General features: G+C 61.3%; 16 protein-coding genes and 1 pseudogene. 9 read left to right on the top strand and 8 right to left on the bottom strand.

The genetic code is table 11. The features are described 5' to 3' along the window. Positions 1 to 1,058 precede the first annotated feature (1,058 nt). The 4 genes from K0P33_RS06470 to K0P33_RS06455 are packed head-to-tail and all read right to left on the bottom strand — an operon-like array spanning position 1,059 to position 5,819. Positions 1,059 to 1,919 carry an HlyD family secretion protein gene (locus K0P33_RS06470; protein WP_094951313.1) on the bottom strand — a complete coding sequence of 287 codons (861 nt, stop codon included), beginning with the start codon at positions 1,917 to 1,919 and terminating at the stop codon, positions 1,059 to 1,061. Between the two features lie 10 nt (positions 1,920 to 1,929). Continuing rightward, positions 1,930 to 2,130: a DUF1656 domain-containing protein gene (locus K0P33_RS06465; protein ID WP_094951312.1), complete on the bottom strand. Its 201-nt coding sequence runs from the start codon at positions 2,128 to 2,130 to the stop codon at positions 1,930 to 1,932. Beyond that, positions 2,120 to 4,297 carry an FUSC family protein gene (locus K0P33_RS06460; protein WP_242154534.1) on the bottom strand — a complete coding sequence of 726 codons (2,178 nt, stop codon included), beginning with the start codon at positions 4,295 to 4,297 and terminating at the stop codon, positions 2,120 to 2,122. Before K0P33_RS06460 ends, K0P33_RS06465 begins: the two co-directional genes overlap by 11 nt. A 10-nt stretch (positions 4,298 to 4,307) precedes the next feature. Beyond that, on the bottom strand, positions 4,308 to 5,819 hold the full coding sequence (locus K0P33_RS06455) for an efflux transporter outer membrane subunit (protein ID WP_242156003.1): 1,512 nt from the start codon (positions 5,817 to 5,819) through the stop codon (positions 4,308 to 4,310). Between the two features lie 230 nt (positions 5,820 to 6,049). Between K0P33_RS06455 and K0P33_RS06450 the strand changes: the two genes are divergently transcribed. The 5 genes from K0P33_RS06450 (at position 6,050) to K0P33_RS06430 (ending at position 10,524) form a co-directional block, all read left to right on the top strand. After that, on the top strand, positions 6,050 to 7,018 hold the full coding sequence (locus K0P33_RS06450) for a LysR family transcriptional regulator (protein ID WP_094951310.1): 969 nt from the start codon (positions 6,050 to 6,052) through the stop codon (positions 7,016 to 7,018). Between the two features lie 202 nt (positions 7,019 to 7,220). Then, positions 7,221 to 8,195, top strand: a complete 975-nt coding sequence (locus K0P33_RS06445; RefSeq protein WP_094951309.1) for a D-glycerate dehydrogenase — start codon at positions 7,221 to 7,223, stop codon at positions 8,193 to 8,195. 91 nt (positions 8,196 to 8,286) lie between these two features. Further along, positions 8,287 to 9,189 (top strand): chemotaxis protein, encoded by a 903-nt coding sequence (locus tag K0P33_RS06440; RefSeq protein WP_094951308.1) that lies wholly within the window; start codon positions 8,287 to 8,289, stop codon positions 9,187 to 9,189. Between the two features lie 3 nt (positions 9,190 to 9,192). Next, on the top strand, positions 9,193 to 9,675 hold the full coding sequence (locus K0P33_RS06435) for a GNAT family N-acetyltransferase (protein WP_094951307.1): 483 nt from the start codon (positions 9,193 to 9,195) through the stop codon (positions 9,673 to 9,675). A gap of 108 nt (positions 9,676 to 9,783) precedes the next feature. After that, the gene (locus K0P33_RS06430) at positions 9,784 to 10,524 is read left to right on the top strand and encodes a YkgJ family cysteine cluster protein (protein WP_094951306.1); all 741 of its coding nucleotides are present in this window, start codon (positions 9,784 to 9,786) and stop codon (positions 10,522 to 10,524) included. On the opposite strand, the gene K0P33_RS06425 is transcribed toward K0P33_RS06430, so the two are convergent. The 4 genes and pseudogenes from K0P33_RS06425 to K0P33_RS06410 all read right to left on the bottom strand — a co-directional run bounded on the left by K0P33_RS06425 (position 10,521) and on the right by K0P33_RS06410 (position 13,541). Beyond that, positions 10,521 to 11,645, bottom strand: a complete 1,125-nt coding sequence (locus K0P33_RS06425; protein WP_242156002.1) for a transporter substrate-binding domain-containing protein — start codon at positions 11,643 to 11,645, stop codon at positions 10,521 to 10,523. The genes K0P33_RS06430 and K0P33_RS06425 overlap by 4 nt on opposite strands. Before the next feature lie 323 nt (positions 11,646 to 11,968). Beyond that, a pseudogene (locus tag K0P33_RS06420) lies at positions 11,969 to 12,313 on the bottom strand (PAS domain-containing protein); the annotation flags it as partial. A 50-nt stretch (positions 12,314 to 12,363) separates the two neighbouring features. Beyond that, the gene (locus K0P33_RS06415; protein WP_094951305.1) at positions 12,364 to 13,146 is read right to left on the bottom strand and encodes a transporter substrate-binding domain-containing protein; all 783 of its coding nucleotides are present in this window, start codon (positions 13,144 to 13,146) and stop codon (positions 12,364 to 12,366) included. A 161-nt stretch (positions 13,147 to 13,307) separates the two neighbouring features. Further along, positions 13,308 to 13,541, bottom strand: a complete 234-nt coding sequence (locus K0P33_RS06410) for a hypothetical protein (protein ID WP_094951304.1) — start codon at positions 13,539 to 13,541, stop codon at positions 13,308 to 13,310. Between the two features lie 215 nt (positions 13,542 to 13,756). Here K0P33_RS06410 and K0P33_RS06405 point away from each other — a divergent pair, with 215 nt between their 5' ends. Genes K0P33_RS06405 through K0P33_RS06390 form a run of 4 tightly spaced genes read left to right on the top strand, consistent with a single transcriptional unit; the run spans position 13,757 to position 20,078 of the window. Further along, positions 13,757 to 14,923, top strand: a complete 1,167-nt coding sequence (locus tag K0P33_RS06405) for an efflux RND transporter periplasmic adaptor subunit (RefSeq protein ID WP_242154532.1) — start codon at positions 13,757 to 13,759, stop codon at positions 14,921 to 14,923. Continuing rightward, a complete protein-coding gene (locus tag K0P33_RS06400; protein ID WP_242154530.1) occupies positions 14,920 to 18,021 on the top strand; it encodes a multidrug efflux RND transporter permease subunit in 3,102 nt (1,033 codons plus the stop codon). Before K0P33_RS06405 ends, K0P33_RS06400 begins: the two co-directional genes overlap by 4 nt. 25 nt (positions 18,022 to 18,046) lie before the next feature. Beyond that, positions 18,047 to 18,724, top strand: coding sequence for a heavy metal response regulator transcription factor (locus K0P33_RS06395; protein ID WP_094951301.1), 678 nt, complete (start codon positions 18,047 to 18,049; stop codon positions 18,722 to 18,724). Beyond that, on the top strand, positions 18,714 to 20,078 hold the full coding sequence (locus K0P33_RS06390) for a heavy metal sensor histidine kinase (RefSeq protein ID WP_242154528.1): 1,365 nt from the start codon (positions 18,714 to 18,716) through the stop codon (positions 20,076 to 20,078). Before K0P33_RS06395 ends, K0P33_RS06390 begins: the two co-directional genes overlap by 11 nt. Positions 20,079 to 20,240 lie beyond the last annotated feature (162 nt).

Below are 20,240 nucleotides of genomic sequence, written 5' to 3'. Positions count from 1 at the left end.
ATCGCAGCATAGGTATCTACACATCTTTTTATGGGTTGGATTCTTTGGTTGTCGCGGGGGCGCGGGGTACATATCCGTTATTTGGGCAACGGCTGCTATGGGTTCCGCTCTTACAGCGGGTCACTTTTGGAAAAGAGCCCCAAAAGTAACCAAAAGGGCTCTTGCCCCACCACTCGGCACCTCGCTCACGCTTCGGTGTGCCCTCACTCCGGCTTTGGAGCGGGGGCCGCCGCCATGGGCCATCCTTGGCCCATCGCGGCTAAACCGGCGTCCTGCCGGTTTACCCCCGCTCCAAAGCCTGCGTTCGGCCAGCGTGGTTTAACGGGGCGCCTCAGATCAAGATCAAAAGCAAGAGCACGGCGGCCTAGTAGCCGACCTGAGTGGTTAAATCAAAAGCAAAACCGAGGCGGCCTGACAGCCGACCTGATATTTGAAACTGAACTCAATCTAATGTGGGAGCTGGCTTGCCTGCGATGGCATCGGCTGGTTATGCCTGACACACCGAGGTGCTTGCATCGCAGGCAAGCCAGCTCCCACAGAAAAGCAGAGCACTGCAGTGCTGACAGCCGAACTCGCTCCCACATTGGGATCTCATTACATCAGCTAGATAGGATGGTGCTCTGCTTCTGCTCTGCTTTTGCTTCAACCACTCAGGTCGGCTACTAGGCCGCCGTGCTCTTGCTTTTGATCTTGATCTTGATCTGAAGCGCCCCGTTAAACCACGCTGGCCGAACGCAGGCTTGAATCCGTGGGTAACCCGGCAGGACGCCGGGTTAGCCGCGATGGGCCAAGGATGGCCCATGGCGGCGGCCCACGGATTCAAGCCTTCGTTCTGGCATGCCGAGCCTAGGCGAGGCAACGAGTGGTGGGGCGAGGACTTTTTGGTTACTTTTTGGTCCTTCAAAAAGTGACCCGCTGTAAGAGCGGAACCCTAAGCAGCCGTTACCGCAGCAACGGATATGTACTCATATCTACCTAAAAAACCCGTCAAAAGCTTAGCGCAACAAAAAAAGTTGCGTAGATACCCATGACTATCGCAGGCAAGCCAGCTCCCACATTCAGTTTTGCGTCGGGTTGACGATGACGGTGCAAGTAATCCCCGCCGCCAGCAGCACGCCTTCAGGCACTTCATCAATGTGAATCCGCACCGGCACGCGCTGGGCCAGGCGCACCCAGTTGAAGGTCGGGTTCACATCGGCGATCAATTCGCGACTCTCCGGGTTGTCACGGTCGTAGATGCCGCGCGAGATGCTTTCCACGTGGCCCTTGAGCGTCTCGCCACTCATCAGTTGCATATCGGCCTTGTCACCAACTTTGACGTGGGGCAACTTGGTCTCTTCAAAGAAGCCATATACCCAGAACGAGTTCATATCGACCACGGCCATCTTGGCTTCGCCGATGCGCGCGTAATCGCCGCGGTGCACGTTGAGGTTGGTGACGTAGCCGTCCACCGCCGCCACCACCTGGGTGCGCTTGAGGTTGAGTTCGGCCGCTTCCAGTTGCGCCAGCGCATGCTGGTAATCAGCCAGGGCCGAGTCGGCGATGTTGCTGGCATCGTCGCGGTTTTCCTTGGAAATCACCAGGGCGTCGAGGTCGGCGCGGCGGTGGGCGTTGACCTTGCGCATCTCCCAGGTGGCTTTGCGCGAGGCGACCAGCGATTGCGCCTGCTTGACCGCGATGCGGTAGTGCTCGGGGTCGATCTGCATCAGCAGGTCGCCCCTTTTCACCAACTGGTTATCACGCACCGGCACATCCACCACTTCGCCGGTGACGTCGGCCGCCACGTTGATGATGTCGGCGCGCACGCGGCCGTCGCGGGTCCACGGCGTTTCCATGTAGTGCACCCACAACGTGCGGCCAATCCAGATCGCCAAAGCCAATACCAGCAAGGTCGCGAGCAGGCTGAAAAACTTTTTCATCGGGGCATTCTCAACGGTAGACGGTCAGCGCCAGGGCGCCGAACAAGCAAACGAACAGGCTCAGGCGCAGCAACGCCGGGTGCCAGAAAAACCGGTACAGGTCCAACCCGGCCAGGAAGCGGTCCAAGGCCCAGGCCAGCCCTGCGGCGATAAAAAACATCAGGGTCATGGTCGGCATGTAGACGCCGTGGAATGCGATTTCACGAGGCATGCGGGGCTCCTTTAAGGGCCGCCAGGGGTGATTGCGGGTCCAGCAACGAGGTGCGGATAAAGTGCAGGTAGCTTTTCACCCGGCGCAGGGCCGAGGTGTCGAAGTGCGGGGCGAAGGGTTCATCGGTGGCCTGCACGCGGCTAATCGCATGGTCGACGGCAATCAGGCCGCGCTCCAGGTTGCTCGCGCTCGGTTGCAGGAACAGCCGCACCAGCGAGCGGCCCATCACGCGGATCGCCTGGCGCCAGGGTTGGGACTCGGCATACGCCGGGTGCACCGGCAAAATCGCCTGCTCCTTGCGCAACTCGATAATCGCGTGGCCGACTTCCAGCACCACGAACATCCAGCGCAGCAGGTCGCGCTGCACGTGCGGCTGGCCGACGGCGAGGCCGTAGGCCTGGTGCAGCAGGTCGCGGGTGCGGCTTTCGAAACTTGACGCCAGGCCCTTGAGCTTGCCGCTGATCGCGTACACCACTTGCTCACGCAGGTCCTGTTCCAGGCGGCGCCATAACCAGCGGCTGTTCGGCGGCAGGATAATCGCGCCCGCCGCCGCACACACCAACATGCCGATAACCATGGCGATGTAGTCGTTGATAAAGGTGTAGGGGTTGTAGACCGTGAGGTTGTCCGGCACCGAACCGGTGCTGAAGAAAATCAACAGGCCCACACCGACGCCGGCGTACTGCGGACGTGAGGCGAGGAAGGCGCCGAAGATGATCACCGGCGCAAGCATTACGCACAGCAGCGGGAAGCCGTCGATCCAGGGGAACACGAAGAACATTTCGACGAAGCCCACCAGCGCACCGATCAACGTGCCGCAGGCCATCTGGAAGGCCATGCGTTTGGGGTTGGGCGTGGCGGCGGACAAGCCAACGGTGGCGGCGGCGATCAGGGTCATGGTCGCGCCGCTGGGCCAGGCGGTGGCGACCCAGTAACTGCCCAGCACAATCAGAATAAACGACGCGCGAATCCCCGAAGCGGCGCAGGCCAGCCAGTTGGTTTTCGGCGTGTAGGCTTCGTCCCACTGCTCGCGCGCGTGGGTGTGATCGGCCAGCGATGCGTGGGTTTGCGCGTAGTTGTGCAGGTCGTCGACGAAGCGGTACAGCAGCTCGTAGGCGGTATGGAAATCCAGCTGCTCGGCCTCGCTCGGGTTACCCTCCTGGAAGGTCGCACGCAGGCTGCGCACCTTGGCGGGCAGGCCATCTTTATAGGCACTCAGTTGATTGACCAAGCGCCCAGCGTCGGGGCTGGTCAGGGCGCGGCCGGAGAAACCATCAAGCACTTCGGCCAGGTCTTGCAGGCCCGGTTTGATCGCGGCGACCACGTGATCCGCCGCATCCGTGCGCAGCCGCTCAAGCAACTGGTGCAAGGCGTTGAAGCGCGTGGTGATGCTCATGAATTCGCTGTTGAGGCGACTGAGCCGGCCATTCCTTCGGCGCATATGCGGGTCTTCAAACACGGTGACGCTGCGCAGCCCTTCCAGGCCCACGGCTTCGGCAATAAAGCGCACGTTGCTGGCCTCGAACCCTTCGCGCTGGCTACGCCCACGCAAGCCGTCGGTGACGAACAATGCGAACACGCCAAAGCGTTGATACAAGGCATTGCGCATGGCGGCGCTGCTGGTTTGCGGCAGGATCGCGGCGCTGACCACGGTGGAGCAGAGAATCCCCAGTGAAATTTCCAGCACCCGCCACACCGCCGCCATAAAGGCGCCGTCCGGGTGCGCCAGGGCGGGTAAACCGACCATCGCCGCCGTGTAGCCGGCCAACACAAACCCATAGGCGCGAAAGTTGCGATTACGCGTCGCGCCTGCGGTGCAAATGCCCACCCAGATCGCCAGTGCGCCGAGGAACAGTTCGGTGTTCTGCGCAAACAAGGCGATCAACAAGACCATCACCGCCGACCCCGCCAAGGTGCCGAGGAAGCGGTAAAAACTCTTGGCGAACACCTGGCCGCTCTGCGGTTGCATCACGATAAACACGGTGATCATCGCGGTGCGCGGTTGCGGCAGTTCCAGGCGCATCGCTAGCCACAGCGTGAGGAACGCGGCGATCAGCACCTTGAAGATGTACACCCAGGTCACGCCATCGCTGCGTGCCCAGTCGAAAAAACCACGGCGCCACTCCAAGGAGTGCAACCAGCGCAGCGGTGCAGGCAAGGGCGTCATTAAAGGCTACTCAGTGATCAAACACGGCCAGTGCCGCCGGGGTTTTGCTCGGGAGGGTCTTGGCGTGTTGCGGTACATCGTCGCCGGCACCGAGTCCGCCGCCGAGGGCGGTGACCAACTCGGCATGCGCACTCAAGCGCGCGGCCTGCACCTGTTGCTCGACCTGTTGCTGGCGAAACAGCAGGGTCTGGGCGTTCAACACGTTCACGTAATCGGTGAGGCCGCGCTGGTAGGCGATCATCGCGATGTCGTAGGTTTTCTGCGCCGAGGCCACCGATTGCGCGGCGAAGCTCGACTGCTTGTCCATGGATTCGCGGCGGATCAACTGGTCGCTGATGCCCTTGAGCGCGTTGACCAGGGTCTGGTTGTACTTGGCCACAGCGATGTCATAACCGGCGCTGGCTTCGCCCAATTCTCCACGCAAACGGCCGCCGTCGAAGATCGGCAAGGTGATCGCCGGGCCGACGTTGTAGTTGAATTTCTTGCCCGCCAGAAACGCCAGCATGCCGCCGCCGGTGGCCATATAGCCAAGGCTGCCGACCAGGTCGACGTTGGGGTAGAAACCGGCGTGGGCAACATCGATGCCTCGGGCCTGTGCGGCGACCTGCCAACGGCTGGCAACCACGTCCGGGCGTTGGCCGAGCAATTGCGCCGGTAAGCTCGACGGCAATTTCAGCGGGGCGGCCAGGGACAAACTCGGGCGTTGCAGTTGCGCGCCTTCACCCGGGCCCTTGCCCGCTAAAGCAGCCAGCTGGTTACGGCTCAGGGCGATTTCTTCGTCCAAGGCGTCGAGCTGGCGATGGGTCTCTGGCAACGGCGTTTCGGCCTGGCTCACGTCGAAGTGGGTGCCGATCCCGGCGTCCAGGCGTTTGTTGGCCAGGTCGAGAATCTGCTGTTGCTGGGCCAAGGTCGCGGCGGCGATATCACGGTTGGCGTAATGCAGCGACAGCTGGATATAGGCGCGCACCACGTTGTTTTGCAGTTCGAGCTGGGCCTGGCGCGCTTCGGCGGTGCTCATATGCGCCAGGTCGACGGCGCGTTCGGTGGCATTGCTTTCGCGGCCCCAGAGGTCGAGGGCGTAGCTCAGGCCCAGGGACGAATTATTGTCCCAGGTGTTGGCGCCACTCAGTTCGCCCGGGCCGTAGAACTGATCTTTGGGCCAGTTGTGGCGCTTGAGGGTGGTGTCACTGTTGATCTGCAACGACTCGGCCGACTCGGCAATCCCGGCCATGGCCCGCGCCTCACGCACCCGCGCGGCGGCCATGGCCAGGCTCGGGCTGTTTTGCGTGGCGAGTTGGACCCAACGATTGAGTTGCGGGTCACCGTAGGCTTGCCACCATTGCGTGGTGGGCCAGTGGGCGTCTTGGGCGGCGCTTTGGATGGCTTCGTCGGTGGCCAGGTTATTGGCGTTTAGGGCCTGGCCTTGGGGGGCGATTCCTCCGGTTCCGATGCAGCCGCTGATTGCTAACGATAAGGCGCAAACACTGAGAGCCTGCTGCCCTCTGTTGATGAGAGCCTTCAGCTCTAGGTTAATAAGAGTCTTCGGCTCTCTGCTGATGCGACGCGGCACGGCAAGCGTATTCCTGAGGTGGTGTTGCGGGAGAGGTGGCGCAATTCTAGGGGGCGCGATGGAGGACGATAAGCTGGCATTCCTGTGAATCTTTATTACCGTTCAGGCGATAATCCGTTGGTAGGGATCACTGAACGGCGTAACTTTCTGTCACAATTTGTTATCTCCCCTGAGAACACTCCATGGACACTTTGCAAAACATGCGCGCTTTCAGTTGCGTGGCCGAAGCTGGCAGCTTCACCGCCGCCGCCGGGCAACTGGACACCACCACTGCCAACGTCTCGCGCGCGGTCTCCAACCTTGAGGCCCATCTGCAAACCCGCTTGCTCAACCGCACCACCCGACGCATCGCGCTGACCGAAGCCGGCAAACGTTATTTGCTGCGCTGCGAGCAGATCCTCGCCTATGTCGAGGAAGCCGAGGCCGAAGCCAGCGATGCACACGCACGCCCCGCCGGGCAGTTGAAAGTGCACACCATGACCGGCATCGGCCAGCATTTCGTCATCGACGCGATTGCCCGCTACCGCCGTACCCACCCCGACGTGACTTTCGACCTGACCCTGGCCAACCGCGTGCCGGACCTGCTCGATGAGGGTTATGACGTGTCCATCGTGCTAGCCAGCGAACTGCCCGACTCGGGTTTCGTGTCTCAGCGCCTAGGTATCACCTACAGCATCGCCTGTGCCTCGCCGGATTACGTCAAGGCCAAGGGGTGTGCGCAGCGGCCGCAGGACTTGCTCAACCACGCCTGCCTGCGGTTGGTGAGCCCGGTGATCCAGCTGGATAAATGGACCTTCAACGGGCCTGAAGGCCAGGAAAGTGTGGCGATCAACACTTCACCGTTTCTGGTGAATTCGGCCGACGCGATGAAAACCGCGATTACCAGTGGTATGGGCGTCGGCCTGTTGCCGGTGTATGCCGCCATCGAAGGCCTGCGCAATGGCACCTTGGTGCGGGTGATGCCGACCTATCGCTCGCAAGAGCTGAACCTGTACGCCATCTACCCGTCGCGCCAGTACCTGGATGCGAAGATCAAGACGTGGGTGGAATACCTGCGTGGGTCGTTGCCGGAGATTCTGGCGGCGCATCAGGCCGAGTTGGTGGCGTATGAATTGAGCGGCAGCCTGAGTGGGGCGCGGTTGGCGAACTGATTTTGGATTGCTACCCCACAACCACCATCAATTTACTGTGAGAGCTGGCTTGCCTGCGATAGCGGTGGGCCAACTGCAGATGTATCACTGACAGATTGCTATCGCAGGCAAGCCAGCCACCCGTTAAAGGGTCGCCCTGACAATTGTCGGCAGGAATGTTAGCGTGCTTACCATTCTTCCGTAGTCGATGAGCCCGCCTGCAATGAAAAAGACCGTCCTCGCCTTCAGCCGCATCACCCCGCACATGATCGAGCGCCTGCAACAGGATTTCGAGGTGATCGCCCCCAACCCCAAGCTGGGCGATATCAACGCTCAATTCAGTGAAGCCCTGCCCCACGCGCACGGCCTGATCGGCGTAGGCCGCAAGCTCGGCCGCGCACAGCTCGAAGGCGCAAGCAAACTGGAAGTGGTCTCCAGCGTGTCGGTAGGCTACGACAACTACGACGTGCCATACTTCAACGAGCGCGGGATCATGCTCACCAACACTCCCGATGTGCTCACCGAAAGCACCGCCGACCTGGCCTTCGCCCTGCTGATGAGCAGCGCACGTCGCGTAGCCGAACTGGACGCCTGGACCAAGGCCGGCCAGTGGAAAGCCAGTGTTGGCGCACCATTGTTTGGTTGCGATGTACACGGCAAAACCCTCGGCATCGTTGGCATGGGCAACATCGGCGCGGCCATCGCCCGTCGCGGGCGCCTGGGTTTCAATATGCCGATCCTCTACAGCGGCAACAGCCGCAAGACCGTGCTGGAACAGGAACTGGGCGCGCAATTTCGCAGCCTCGACCAGTTGCTGGCCGAGTCGGACTTCGTCTGCCTGGTGGTGCCATTGAGCGACAAGACCCGCCACTTGATCAGCACCCGCGAGCTGGGCCTGATGAAATCCAGCGCGATCCTGATCAATATCTCCCGTGGCCCGGTAGTGGACGAGCCGGCGCTGATCGAAGCCCTGCAAACCCAGAAAATTCGTGGCGCCGGGCTGGACGTGTATGAGCAGGAACCGCTGGCTGAATCGCCGTTGTTCCAGCTGAGCAACGCCGTGACCCTGCCGCACATCGGCTCGGCCACCCACGAAACCCGAGAAGCCATGGCCAACCGCGCCCTGGACAACCTGCGCAGTGCCTTGCTGGGTCAGCGCCCGCAGGACTTGGTGAACCCACAGGTATGGAAGGGCTGACACACTCCCCCACACAAATCCGGTTAAAGCCTGGCGCGCCCAAGTCGATAACCCTCTATAGATCGTCATCCCTGATCCACAGAAGGTTTTTATGTCCACCACCAAAGCCCGCGCAGATTCACTCTCGCTTCTGCTCTTTACCTTGCGCAGCGGCAAGCTGATGGCGATCAACCTGCTGAAAGTCAGTGAAATCATCCCCTGCCCGCCGCTGACCAAGCTGCCCGAGTCTCACCCTCACGTTAAGGGCATCGCCACGCTGCGCGGTGCTTCGCTGTCGGTGATCGACCTGAGCCGAGCCCTGGGCGAAATGCCCCTGGCAGACCCGAATGGCGGCTGCCTGATCGTCACCGACGTCAGCCGCTCCAAGCAGGGCCTGCATGTGCAGGCGGTGAGCAAGATCGTGCACTGCCTGACCACCGATATACGCCCGCCACCGTATGGCTCCGGCGGCAATCGCTCGTTCATCACTGGGGTCACCCAAGTCGAAGGCGGGCTGGTGCAGGTGCTGGATATCGAAAAGGTCATCCACGGCATCGCCCCGGCACCGGCTGAAGCGGCGCCGACCGACCTGACCATGGAAGAGGCCGAAGTACTCGGCAATGCGCGGATTCTGGTGGTGGACGACAGCCAGGTCGCCCTGCAGCAGTCGGTACACACCTTGCGCAACCTCGGCCTGACCTGCCACACCGCCCGCAGCGCCAAGGAAGCCATCGATGTGCTGCTCGAGCTGCAAGGCACGGCCCGGCAGATCAACGTAGTGGTGTCGGACATCGAAATGTCCGAAATGGACGGTTACGCCCTCACCCGCACTTTGCGCGAAACCCCGGACTTCCAGGAGCTTTACGTGCTGCTGCACACCTCCCTGGACAGTGCGATGAACAGTGAAAAGGCGCGGCTGGCAGGTGCCGACGCAGTGCTGACCAAATTCTCGTCGCCTGAACTGACCAAGTGCCTGGTCGTCGCTGCAAAACACGTGGCGCAAAAGGGCCTGTAGCCGGTGGCGGAATACTTCCAACTGCTACGCCGCGACCTCACCACACGCCTGCCCGCGCCGCAGTGGCCGGTGGGCACGCAGCTGGATCATTACCGCGCAGAGCTGGCCCCAGCGATTCATGCCGTGTTGCGCATGGCCCAAGACCAAGGCGGCGGCCGCGTCGACAGCCTGGAGCAATGGCAACACCGGTTCGTCACCGATGCCGAATTCGACCCGACGCTGTGCCTGGTGGTCAGTAATGGCGACGGCATTCTCGGCGTGGCCCAATGCTGGACCAGTGCGTTTATCAAAAACCTCTGCGTACATCCCTGCGCCCAAGGCCAGGGGCTGGGCCGCGCCTTGTTGCTGCACACCTTTGAGGTATTCAAGCAGCGCGGCGAACCCTACGTCGACCTCAAGGTGCGCGAGAGCAACCTGCGCGCCCGGCAACTGTATGAAAGCGCCGGCATGGTCTTTGTGTTGCGCGACCGGGTACCCGAGGGCTGACCGGCACTGGCGCATAACTTGCTTCGCAAGAGCCTGAACAGTGCATAGAGGCAAAAACCCGTCACTGTTCAAGAGTGCCCTCTGACCTAGCCTGGTGACAGATCCTCCATGAACACTCACTTTTCCTGTGTGGGTTGCGGCAAATGCTGCACCGACCACCATGTGCCCCTGACCCTCGAAGAGGCCCGCAGTTGGGCGGCTGACGGCGGTAACGTCATCGTGCTGGTGGAGGGTTTTCTCGGCAATGGCCTGGGTTTGCCCCCGCAACAACGCGAGCACGCCGAGCGCCGTTCGGTGGTGGTGCCCAGCGGTACTACCGAGGCGTTCGTGGCAATCACCTTTGCCGCTTACAACGCCGGGCGCTGCCGGAATCTTGACGAAGACAACCGCTGCGGCATTTATGAACGTCGCCCGCTGGTGTGTCGCATCTATCCGATGGAAATCAACCCGCATATCCCGCTCAACCCTGGCGCCAAAGACTGCCCGCCGGAGTCCTGGGAGCAAGGCCCCGCGTTGATCGTCGGTGGCGAGTTGATGGATCAGGAGCTGGCTGAGCTGATCCGCCGCTCGCGCCAGGCCGACCGCGATGACGTGCAGACCAAGGAGGCGGTGTGCGCTTTGCTGGGCATTTGCACCACCGCGCTCAAGGGCGACGGGTTTACCGCGTACTTGCCGGACATGAACGCCTTTGCCCAAGCGATCGAATTGGCGCTTGAACAACCGTCCGTGGCCAATGAGTGGGTGTTTCATGTGTCCGGCATGGACATCGCCGAACAACTGCTGGATGCCGGCGCCCAGATTGCCACCCAGGTGCCGGCCAACTACGCGTTTATTTCGTTGCGGGCTTAAAGGCTGGCCAGGCACTCGATTTCGATCCGCGCGCCCGCCAACAGCTTGCCGGCAGCGAAGGTCGTGCGGGTCGGAAGGCGGTCAGCCGGGAAGTAGCCGGCATAGACGCTGTTCATCGCAACAAACTCCTTAATGTCGGCCAGAATCACCGTGCATTTGGCGACTCGGTCCATCCCCACGCCGTTTTTTTGCAGAATGCTGCGCAGAGTAGTCAACGCCTGGGCGGTTTCTGCACGAATGCCACCGCGCACGAGCTTGCCGTGGTCATCCAGCCCCAGCAAACCCGACACATAGAGGGTTTGCCCCACTTGCACGGTTTCTGAGAACGGCAAACCACCGTCTGCCGGCGTGTAAATCATCTTTGCCGAGGCCGGTTTACTTGCGGCCGGCGCCAGGTAAGGCTGGGTAATGGCCGCGTACTTGCCATTGTCCTTCAAGCGCTGCAATGCCTTGTTCAGCGCCACCGTCAATTCAGGGGTGTTCTTGCGCGTGGCAATGGCGACGCCGCCGCCCAGCATTTCGTCGACAACCGCGGGCCCGGCAAAAGCGAACGCGGCGCCCTGAGGCGTGTTCAACAACGCTTCGGTGATTTCAATGGTGTTTTGCAAGGTGGCGTCAATTTCCCCGGCCAGCAGGCTCTTGATCAACTCACCATTGAGGTTGAAGCTGCGCACGGTCACGCCTTGAGGTGCCCACCGCGCCTTGGCGAACGCTTCCCGGCTGGTGCCCGCCAGTACGCCAATACGTTTGCCCTTGAGCGATTGGGGATCTGGCAGCAGGCTTGAACCCGTGCGGGCGACCAACTTGCTTTCAAGGGCATAGAGGTCGTGGGTGAAGTCGACCACTTCGCGCCGCGCCGGGGTTGCGGTCATCGGCATGATCGCGTCGAAACGCCCAGCCTGGAGCGCGGCAATATTGGTCGCATAAGGCTGATCGACCCACACACAACGCGCGTTGAGCTCAGCGCACAGGGCGTTACCCAACTCGATATCCAACCCCACAAGCTCGCCTTGCGCAGTACGGTATTCAAAGGGCGGTACATCCGCCTCGACTCCAAACCGTATCTCGCTCCACGGGTTCGGGCCAGGGGGAGTTACAGCACACCCGCTCCCGGCGAACATAAGCAGAGCGAGCGCCAGCATTCTTGTTGCCGTAGTCATAAACCAGTCCTATGCAAAAGTGGTGTGAGGCATCCGGGCTCGGTCACTCATGACCCAAATGCACCCAGTGTTCTAACAAGCACTGACCGGTCTTTAACTACGACACGCCTGTATGTTGAGTAGGAGAATTCCCAAAGTCATAGTAGACAGCTTTTTGCTTTAGCGCCTCAGGCCCCAAAACTCTTGTGCCAACTGGCGCAAATCTTCCGCCAGCGCGACCACCTCCCCCGAGCTGCGCGGGCTTTGCTGCCCGGCGCTGACGGTGGCCTCACCGGCGTCGCGGGGCGCACCAACTGATACTCCACCGCCGCCCCTTCCCGATTGACCGGCGTGGCATAGGCGCTGACCCAATAATGCTCGCCGTTCTTACAACGGTTTTTCACCATGCCCATCCATGAGCGGCCGCTTTTCAGGGTCTGCCAGCTATGCGCAAACGCTGCGGGCGGCATGTCGGGGTGGCGCAGCAGGTTATGCGGCGAACCAATCAACTCGTCACGGCTATAACCGCAAACGTCGATGAAACCCTGGTTGGCATAGGTAATCGCGCTGGTCAGGTCAGTGGTCGAGAGGATATTGGCGTCGGGGGCTAAGTCCACATGTCGACCGGTGACCGGCAGATTGATTTTCACGGGAGGGGCAAATACTGATCCAGCTCATATTCCGCACAATTAATTAGCCATCATGGCGTGGCCAGGTGTTCGTAGAGGCGGTAGGGCTGGATGATTCGCTGGTACTCGCCGTTCTGTACCAACTGTTCAAGGGCACCGTTGAGATCATTGAGCAGTTCGATATCAGATTTGCGCAGCGCGATCGCCACGCCGCTGCCCAATAGATCTGCCGAGACTTCGGGGCCAAGGAAGGCAAAATCGCGACCGTGGGAGGTGTCGAGCAGTGACTCACGCAATTCCACGGGGCCTTGCAGGGTAGCGTCGATTTCGCCTGCCACCAGGCTGCGGATCACCTCGTCAATCAGCCAGAAGCTCTTGATGATGACCCCCTTGGGCGCCCACTGCGAACGGGCGAAAGCTTCACGATTACTTCCCAGTAACACTCCGACACGCTTGCCCTTGAGCGAGCGTACGGTAGGCGTCAGGCCTGACGCCCTGCGGCCAACCAGCCGCGTGGTGAACGCATAGAGTTCATCGGTAAAGCTCACCCATCGCCGCCGATTGGACGTAGGCGCTATGCCCATGATCGCGTCAAATTGCCTGGCTTCAAGGGCGGAGAAATTCTCGACAAGGACCTGGTCGACCCAGGTACAACGCACATTCAACTGCCTGCAAAGGGCATTGCCCAATTCGATGTTCACACCGACCAGTTGCCCTTGCGGGCTGCGGCTCTGGAAGGGGGGGAAGTGCGCAACAACCGCGAAGCGGATTTCGCGCCGCGGGGGGTCACTGGCCGCAACGGTATCGACCGACAGCAATAGCGCAAGCGCTGCATAGAGGCAAATCAGAGCCACGGGAAACGTCCTTTTCCGGAAAGACCAACCTCCTTCCCCTGTAAAAACGTGGGGGTGGTAAAGAGGCAGTGCAAACTTTCAAGAAACGGTCGTGGACCTACAATCAGAAACGTCAGCGAACCACGTAGGCAAAAGCCGATACAGCGTCCGACACATTACTCTCAGCGTTTACCCATCGAACGGCGAGTGCCTGGCGGGGCCATGCCTGGGGACTTGGTATGGCCGTTTTTGGCGCCATTCTTGTACCAAGGCTGGGCGGCATTCTTGGCTCCAGCCAACTCACCCGGTTTAAACGGGAACTTGAACGCCGGGATCTCGGCTTGTTCAACGCTTTGAGCGTCGGCCGGATCGACGAGGTCGGCCGCTTCAACAGGGGATTGTGTCGGGGAAGTCATGGAAGCTCCGGAGCGTGCAAAAAATGAGGCGGGGCCGGCTTGCGGGCCACACTGGCGCGCAGTATACCTGCGCGCTTCGGATCTTTAACCACCGCTGGTACGAATGGTTGGACTTTACTGACAGCGCTGTCAGTTAGCAGTCACCGTGCTGACCGGGTTGGCGGGCTATAAAGACCTTTCATTCTCCCAACCCTTTGCCCCGGCGCCCCATCCCCATGCACATTCAACGAAAAACCGCCCTGATCGTGGGCGTCCTCGTGGTCGTGGCGATTGCAGCCTGGGCCCTGACCCGGCCGGCCAAGACCAAACTGGCGGCGCCGACCGCCATCCCGGTACGCGTGGTCAGCGTTGTACAGCAGGACATCCCCCGTTTTGTCAGCGGGATCGGCTCGGTGCTGTCGTTGCACAGCGTGATGATTCGCCCGCAAATCGACGGCATCCTCACGAAATTGCTGGTCAAGGAAGGCCAACTGGTCAAAACCGGCGACCTGCTGGCCACCATTGATGATCGCTCGATCCGCGCCAGCCTCGACCAGGCCAGGGCGCAACTGGGGGAAAGCCAGGCGCAGCTGCAAGTGGCGCAGGTCAACCTCAAGCGTTACAAGGAACTGAGCATCGACGACGGCGTGTCGAAGCAGACCTACGACCAGCAGCAAGCCTTGGTCAACCAACTGAAGGCCACGGCGCAAGGTAATCAGGCCGCGATTGACTCGGCTCAGGTACAGCTTTCCTACACCCAGATTCGCTCTCCCGTCACCGGCCGTGTCGGCATTCGCACGGTGGATGAAGGCAACTTCCTGCGCATGAGTGATACCCAGGGCCTGTTCTCCGTCACGCAAATCGACCCGATTGCCGTGGAGTTCTCATTGCCGCAACAAATGCTGCCAACCCTGCAAGGCCTGATCGCAGCGCCTACCCCGGCCAGCGTCGATGCCTACATGGGGGCCGACACCGACGGCCAGACCGGCGACTTGCTCGGCGAAGGCCACTTGAGCCTGATCGACAACCAGATCAGCTCCACCACCGGCACCCTGCGCGCCAAGGCCGAATTCAAGAATGCCTCGCAGCGCCTGTGGCCGGGCCAGTTGGTAACCATCAAGATCCAGACCGCCCTCGACAAAAATGCCCTGGTGGTCCCACCCACCGTGGTGCAACGCGGCCTGGACTCGCACTTTGTGTACCGGGTCAAGGGTGACAAGGTCGAGAGTGTGCCGGTGCAAGTCACTTATCAGAACAGCGATGTGAACATCATCAAGGGCGTACAGGCCGGTGATGTGCTGGTCAGCGATGGCCAGTCGCGGCTCAAAGCCGGTGCCCAGGTAGAAGTACTCAAGGAACCGCCGCAAGTGATCCAGACCGTCGACGCCAAGGTGCAGCCATGAGCGCCAACCGCTCGCCGTCCGCCTGGTGCGTTGATCACCCGGTCGCCACCCTGCTGCTGACCTTTGCCCTGGTACTGTTGGGCATCATTGCCTTCCCGCGCCTGGCCGTTGCGCCACTGCCGGAAGCGGAATTCCCGACGATCCAGGTCACCGCGCAACTGCCCGGCGCCAGCCCGGACACCATGGCCTCGTCGGTGGCAACGCCCCTGGAGGTGCAATTCAGTGCCATCCCTGGCATGACCCAAATGACTTCCAGCAGCGCCTTGGGCTCAAGCCTGCTGACCCTGCAATTCACCCTGAACAAGAGCATCGACACCGCCGCGCAAGAAGTGCAGGCGGCGATCAACACCGCCTCCGGCAAGTTGCCCAGCGACATGCCGAGCCTGCCGACCTGGAAGAAGGTCAACCCGGCAGACAGCCCGGTGCTGATCCTCAGCGTCAGCTCCGACAGCATGCCCAGCACCGAGCTGAGTGACTACGTAGAAACCTTGCTGGCCCGCCAGATCAGCCAGATCGACGGCGTCGGCCAGATCAACATCACCGGCCAACAACGCCCGGCGATTCGCGTACAGGCCTCGCCCGACAAACTCGCGGCGATTGGCCTGACCCTCGCCGACGTGCGCGTGGCGATCCAGCAATCCAGCTTGAACCTGGCCAAGGGCGCGATCTACGGCGAGAACAGCGTGTCGACCCTGTCCACCAACGACCAGCTGTTTCACCCGGATGAATACGGCCAGTTGATCGTTTCCTACAAGAACGGCGCGCCGGTTCAACTGCGTGACGTCGCAAAAGTCATCAACGGTTCGGAAAACGCCTACGTGCAGGCCTGGTCCGGCGACACACCTGGGGTCAACCTGGTGATTTCGCGCCAGCCCGGCGCCAACATCGTAGAGACCGTGGACCGCATTCAAGCCGAACTGCCGCGCCTGGAAGGCATGCTGCCCGCTTCGGTGCAGGTCAGCGTGTTAACCGACCGTACTAAGACCATCCGCGCGTCCCTGCATGAAGTGGAAGTCACCTTGCTGATCGCCATCTTGCTGGTGGTGGCGGTGATGGCGCTGTTCCTGCGCCAATTGTCGGCGACGCTGATTGTGTCCAGCGTGCTCGGCGTGTCGCTGATCGCCAGTTTCGCCTTGATGTACCTGATGGGTTTCAGCCTGAACAACCTGACCTTGGTGGCGATCGTGATTTCCGTGGGTTTTGTGGTGGACGACGCCATCGTGGTGGTGGAGAACATTCACCGGCACCTGGAAGCGGGCCTGAGCAAACGCGAGGCGGCGATCAAAGGTTCCGGCGAGATTGGCTTTACCGTGGTGTCCATCAGTTTCTCACTGGTGGCGGCGTTTATTCCGCTGCTGTTCATGGGCGGCGTGGTCGGGCGGTTGTTCAAGGAGTTCGCGCTGACGGCGACCTCGACCATCCTGATTTCAGTCGTGGTTTCGTTGACCCTGGCGCCCACCCTCGCCGCGCTGTTCATGCGCGCCCCCACCCATCACGCCCACGACAAACCCGGTTTCAGCGAACGCCTGCTCGCCGCCTACGCCCGCAACCTGCGCCGTGCGCTGGCCCATCAACGCACCATGGCGGCGATCTTCATGGTCACCCTGGCGTTGGCGGTGGTCGGCTACGTGTTTATCCCCAAGGGTTTCTTTCCGGTGCAAGACACCGGTTTTGTACTCGGCACCAGCGAGGCGGCGGCCGACGTGTCGTACCCGGACATGGTCGCCAAGCACAAGGCCCTGGCCGAGATCGTCAAGGCCGACCCAGCCGTGGAGGCGTTTTCCCATTCGGTGGGCGTCACCGGCAGTAACCAGACCATCGCCAACGGCCGCTTCTGGATCGCCTTGAAAGACCGCGGTGATCGTGACGTGTCAGCCAGCCAGTTCATCGACCGTATCCGCCCGAAACTGGCCGCGGTGCCGGGCATTGTGCTGTACCTGCGCGCAGGCCAGGACATCAACCTCAGCTCCGGCCCCAGCCGCGCCCAGTACCAATATGTGCTCAAGAGTAACGACGGCCCGACGTTGAACACCTGGACCCAGCGCCTGACTGAAAAACTGCGCGCCAACCCGGCGTTCCGCGACCTGTCCAACGACCTGCAGCTGGGCGGCAGCATCACCCACATCAGCATCGACCGCCAGGCCGCCGCGCGTTTCGGCCTGACCGCCACCGATGTCGACCAGGCGCTGTATGACGCGTTCGGCCAGCGCCAGATCAACGAGTTCCAGACCGAGATCAACCAGTACCAAGTGGTGCTGGAACTCGACAGCCAACAGCGCGGCAAGGCCGAAAGCCTGAACTACTTCTACCTGCGCTCGCCGTTGACCAACGAGATGGTGCCGCTGTCGGCAGTGGCTAAAGTCGATCCACCCACCGTGGGGCCGTTGTCGATCAGCCATGACGGCATGTTCCCGGCGGCCAACCTGTCGTTCAACCTGGCGCCCGGCGTGGCGTTGGGCGATGCGGTGATCATGCTCAACCAGGCCAAGAACGAAATCGGCATGCCGGCGACCATGATCGGCACCTTCCAGGGCGCCGCCCAGGCGTTCCAGAGTTCGTTGGCCAGCCAGCCCTGGCTGATCCTTGCGGCGCTGGTGGCGGTCTACATTATCCTGGGTGTGCTGTATGAGAGCTTTGTGCACCCGCTGACGATCATCTCCACCCTGCCCTCAGCGGGCTTGGGTGCGCTGATCATGCTGTGGCTGCTGGGCCAGGATTTTTCGATCATGGCCTTGATCGGCCTGGTGTTGCTGATCGGTATCGTGAAGAAGAATGGCATCCTGATGATCGACTTCGCCCTGGACGCCCAGCGTGTGCGTGGGCTGCCGCCCGAGGAGGCGATTTATGAAGCCTGCGTCACGCGGTTCCGGCCGATCATCATGACCACCCTCGCCGCCTTGCTCGGCGCGGTGCCGTTGATGCTGGGCTCCGGCCCGGGTGCGGAACTGCGCCAGCCGCTGGGGATCGCCGTAGTAGGCGGCTTGCTGGTGAGCCAGGCGCTGACGCTGTTCACCACACCGGTCATATACTTGTACCTTGAGAAGTTTTTCCACAGGCCCAAACCAGCCAACGAGCTGGCGACCACACACAGAGGCTGAAGCCCCGCCTTGGAGCAAAAGGCTTATGCGCGTCCTGATTATTGAAGATGAAGAAAAAACCGCGGATTACCTGCACCGCGGCCTGACGGAACAAGGCTACACCGTCGATGTGGCACGCGAAGGCATCGAGGGCCTGCACCTGGCGCTGGAGAACGATTACGCAGTGATCGTGCTCGACGTGATGCTGCCCGGCCTCGACGGCTTCGGCGTGCTGCGTGCGCTGCGTGCGCGCAAGCAGACGCCGGTGATCATGCTCACCGCCCGCGAGCGCGTGGAAGACCGCATTCGTGGCCTGCGTGAAGGCGCCGATGACTATTTGGGCAAACCGTTTTCATTCCTGGAACTGGTGGCACGCCTGCAAGCGCTGACCCGGCGCAGTGGCGGGCATGAACCGGTGCAGGTCACCGTCGCCGACCTGTGGATCGACTTGATCAGCCGCAAAGCCAGCCGCAACGGCCTGCGCCTGGACCTGACCGCCAAGGAGTTCTCGCTGCTCAGCGTGTTGGCGCGGCGCCAGGGTGAAATCCTCTCCAAGACCGCGATTGCCGAGATGGTCTGGGACATCAATTTCGACAGCGATGCCAACGTCGTGGAAGTGGCGATCAAGCGCCTGCGCGCCAAGCTCGACGGGCCGTTCGATACCAAGCTGCTGCACACCATTCGCGGCATGGGCTATGTGCTGGAGAACCGCAGTGTCGGCTAACTCCATCGCCCTGCGCCTGAGCGGCATGTTCACGTTGGTGGCGTTGCTGATCTTCGTGTTGATCGGCGGCGCGTTGTACCAGCAAGTGGACCGGGGCCTGGGGTTGTTGCCGGGCGCCGAGCTGGATGCGCGCTACAGCGTGCTTGAATCCTCGGTGAACCGCTTCGGCACGCCGGAGCACTGGGCGAAAATCACCGCCAAACTGAAATTGCTTGGTGAGGAAGACCAGCGCATTCGCTTCTGGGTGGTGAGCAGCGATCCAAACTACGAGTACGGCAACCCGGATGCGCAGATCCGCGCGTTCGCTGCAGGGCCGACCGGTAAGCGCGACTTGCGTCTGCCGGAGCGTGAGTACCCGTTCAAGGTACTGGTGAGCCAGTTCGCGGCGAAAGAACAGCGCCCGCCGCTGCGTTTTATGATCGCCATCGACACCGAAAACTTCCGCACGACCCAACACCAATTGCTGGTGGCGCTGATCAGCCTGGCATTTGTCGGCGTGGTGCTGGCGGCGCTGTTGGGGTTTTGGGTCTCGCGTATCGGCCTCAAGCCGTTGAGCAAACTCTCGGATGAAGCGCAGAAACTTGCACCGCCCAAGCTCTCGGGGCGCTTGCAACTGTCGCCGTTACCGCCGGAATTGAGCCAGTTCGTCAATTCGTTCAACTCCACGCTGGACCGGGTGGAACAGGCTTATTCGCGCTTGGAGTCTTTCAATGCCGACGTGGCGCATGAGTTGCGTTCGCCGCTGACCAACCTGATTGGCCAGACCCAGGTAGCGCTGACGCGCGGGCGTTCGGCCGAGCATTATTTCGAGGTGCTGCAATCTAATCTTGAAGAGCTGGAACGCTTGCGTTCGATCATCAATGACATGTTGTTTCTTGCCAGTGCTGACCAGGGTAGCAAGGCGACCAAGCTGATCGAAAGTTCGCTGGCGGATGAGGTGGCTACCACGCTCGACTACCTGGACTTCATCCTCGAAGACGCCCAGGTCCAAGTGCGAGTGCGCGGTGACGCTTTGGTGCAGATTGAAAAAGCGCACTTGCGCCGTGCGCTGATTAATCTGCTGAGCAATGCGGTGCAGCACACCGCGCCGGGGCAGGTGATTGAGGTGGCTATCGAGGTGCAGGCGCATCAGGTGGCGATTGCGGTGACCAACCCTGGGGATGAGATTGCCAGTGAGCACTTGCCACGGTTGTTCGAGCGGTTTTATCGGGTGGATGCGTCGCGCAGTAACAGCGGGGCGAATCATGGGTTGGGGCTGGCGATCGTCAAGGCGATTGCGTTGATGCATGGCGGGGATGTGTTTGTACGCAGTGATGGCAGCGGCAATACCTTTGGCATCACGTTGCCGGTTTAACACCGAGCTCCCACAGTGGATCTCTGCCACCTTGACTATTGCGGTTTGGGCAACAGTCATTATCTTGTTACACTCTGTATCACACCGCTCACCTGCGTTAATTTGACGCACCGATGAGCGCAATGGCAAAGACAGCTCCCCGCTCACCCCAATTCCCCTCGA

The organism is Pseudomonas sp. ArH3a, from assembly GCF_022648765.1.
In the GTDB taxonomy this organism is placed as follows: Bacteria; Pseudomonadota; Gammaproteobacteria; order Pseudomonadales; family Pseudomonadaceae; genus Aquipseudomonas.
The sequence above is the reverse complement of the archived record's forward strand: the minus strand, read 5'-3'. Positions and strand labels throughout refer to the sequence as shown.

Excerpts from the sequence above, each read along its gene's own strand:
- K0P33_RS06470 (WP_094951313.1), bottom strand. The coding sequence starts at position 1,919 with ATGAAAAAGTTTTTCAGCCTGCTCGCGACCTTGCTGGTATTGGCTTTG.
- K0P33_RS06465 (WP_094951312.1), bottom strand. The coding sequence starts at position 2,130 with ATGCCTCGTGAAATCGCATTCCACGGCGTCTACATGCCGACCATGACC.
- K0P33_RS06460 (WP_242154534.1), bottom strand. The coding sequence starts at position 4,297 with ATGACGCCCTTGCCTGCACCGCTGCGCTGGTTGCACTCCTTGGAGTGG.
- K0P33_RS06450 (WP_094951310.1), top strand. The coding sequence starts at position 6,050 with ATGGACACTTTGCAAAACATGCGCGCTTTCAGTTGCGTGGCCGAAGCT.
- K0P33_RS06445 (WP_094951309.1), top strand. The coding sequence starts at position 7,221 with ATGAAAAAGACCGTCCTCGCCTTCAGCCGCATCACCCCGCACATGATC.
- K0P33_RS06440 (WP_094951308.1), top strand. The coding sequence starts at position 8,287 with ATGTCCACCACCAAAGCCCGCGCAGATTCACTCTCGCTTCTGCTCTTT.
- K0P33_RS06430 (WP_094951306.1), top strand. The coding sequence starts at position 9,784 with ATGAACACTCACTTTTCCTGTGTGGGTTGCGGCAAATGCTGCACCGAC.
- K0P33_RS06425 (WP_242156002.1), bottom strand. The coding sequence starts at position 11,645 with ATGTTCGCCGGGAGCGGGTGTGCTGTAACTCCCCCTGGCCCGAACCCG.
- K0P33_RS06410 (WP_094951304.1), bottom strand. The coding sequence starts at position 13,541 with ATGACTTCCCCGACACAATCCCCTGTTGAAGCGGCCGACCTCGTCGAT.
- K0P33_RS06405 (WP_242154532.1), top strand. The coding sequence starts at position 13,757 with ATGCACATTCAACGAAAAACCGCCCTGATCGTGGGCGTCCTCGTGGTC.
- K0P33_RS06400 (WP_242154530.1), top strand. The coding sequence starts at position 14,920 with ATGAGCGCCAACCGCTCGCCGTCCGCCTGGTGCGTTGATCACCCGGTC.
- K0P33_RS06395 (WP_094951301.1), top strand. The coding sequence starts at position 18,047 with ATGCGCGTCCTGATTATTGAAGATGAAGAAAAAACCGCGGATTACCTG.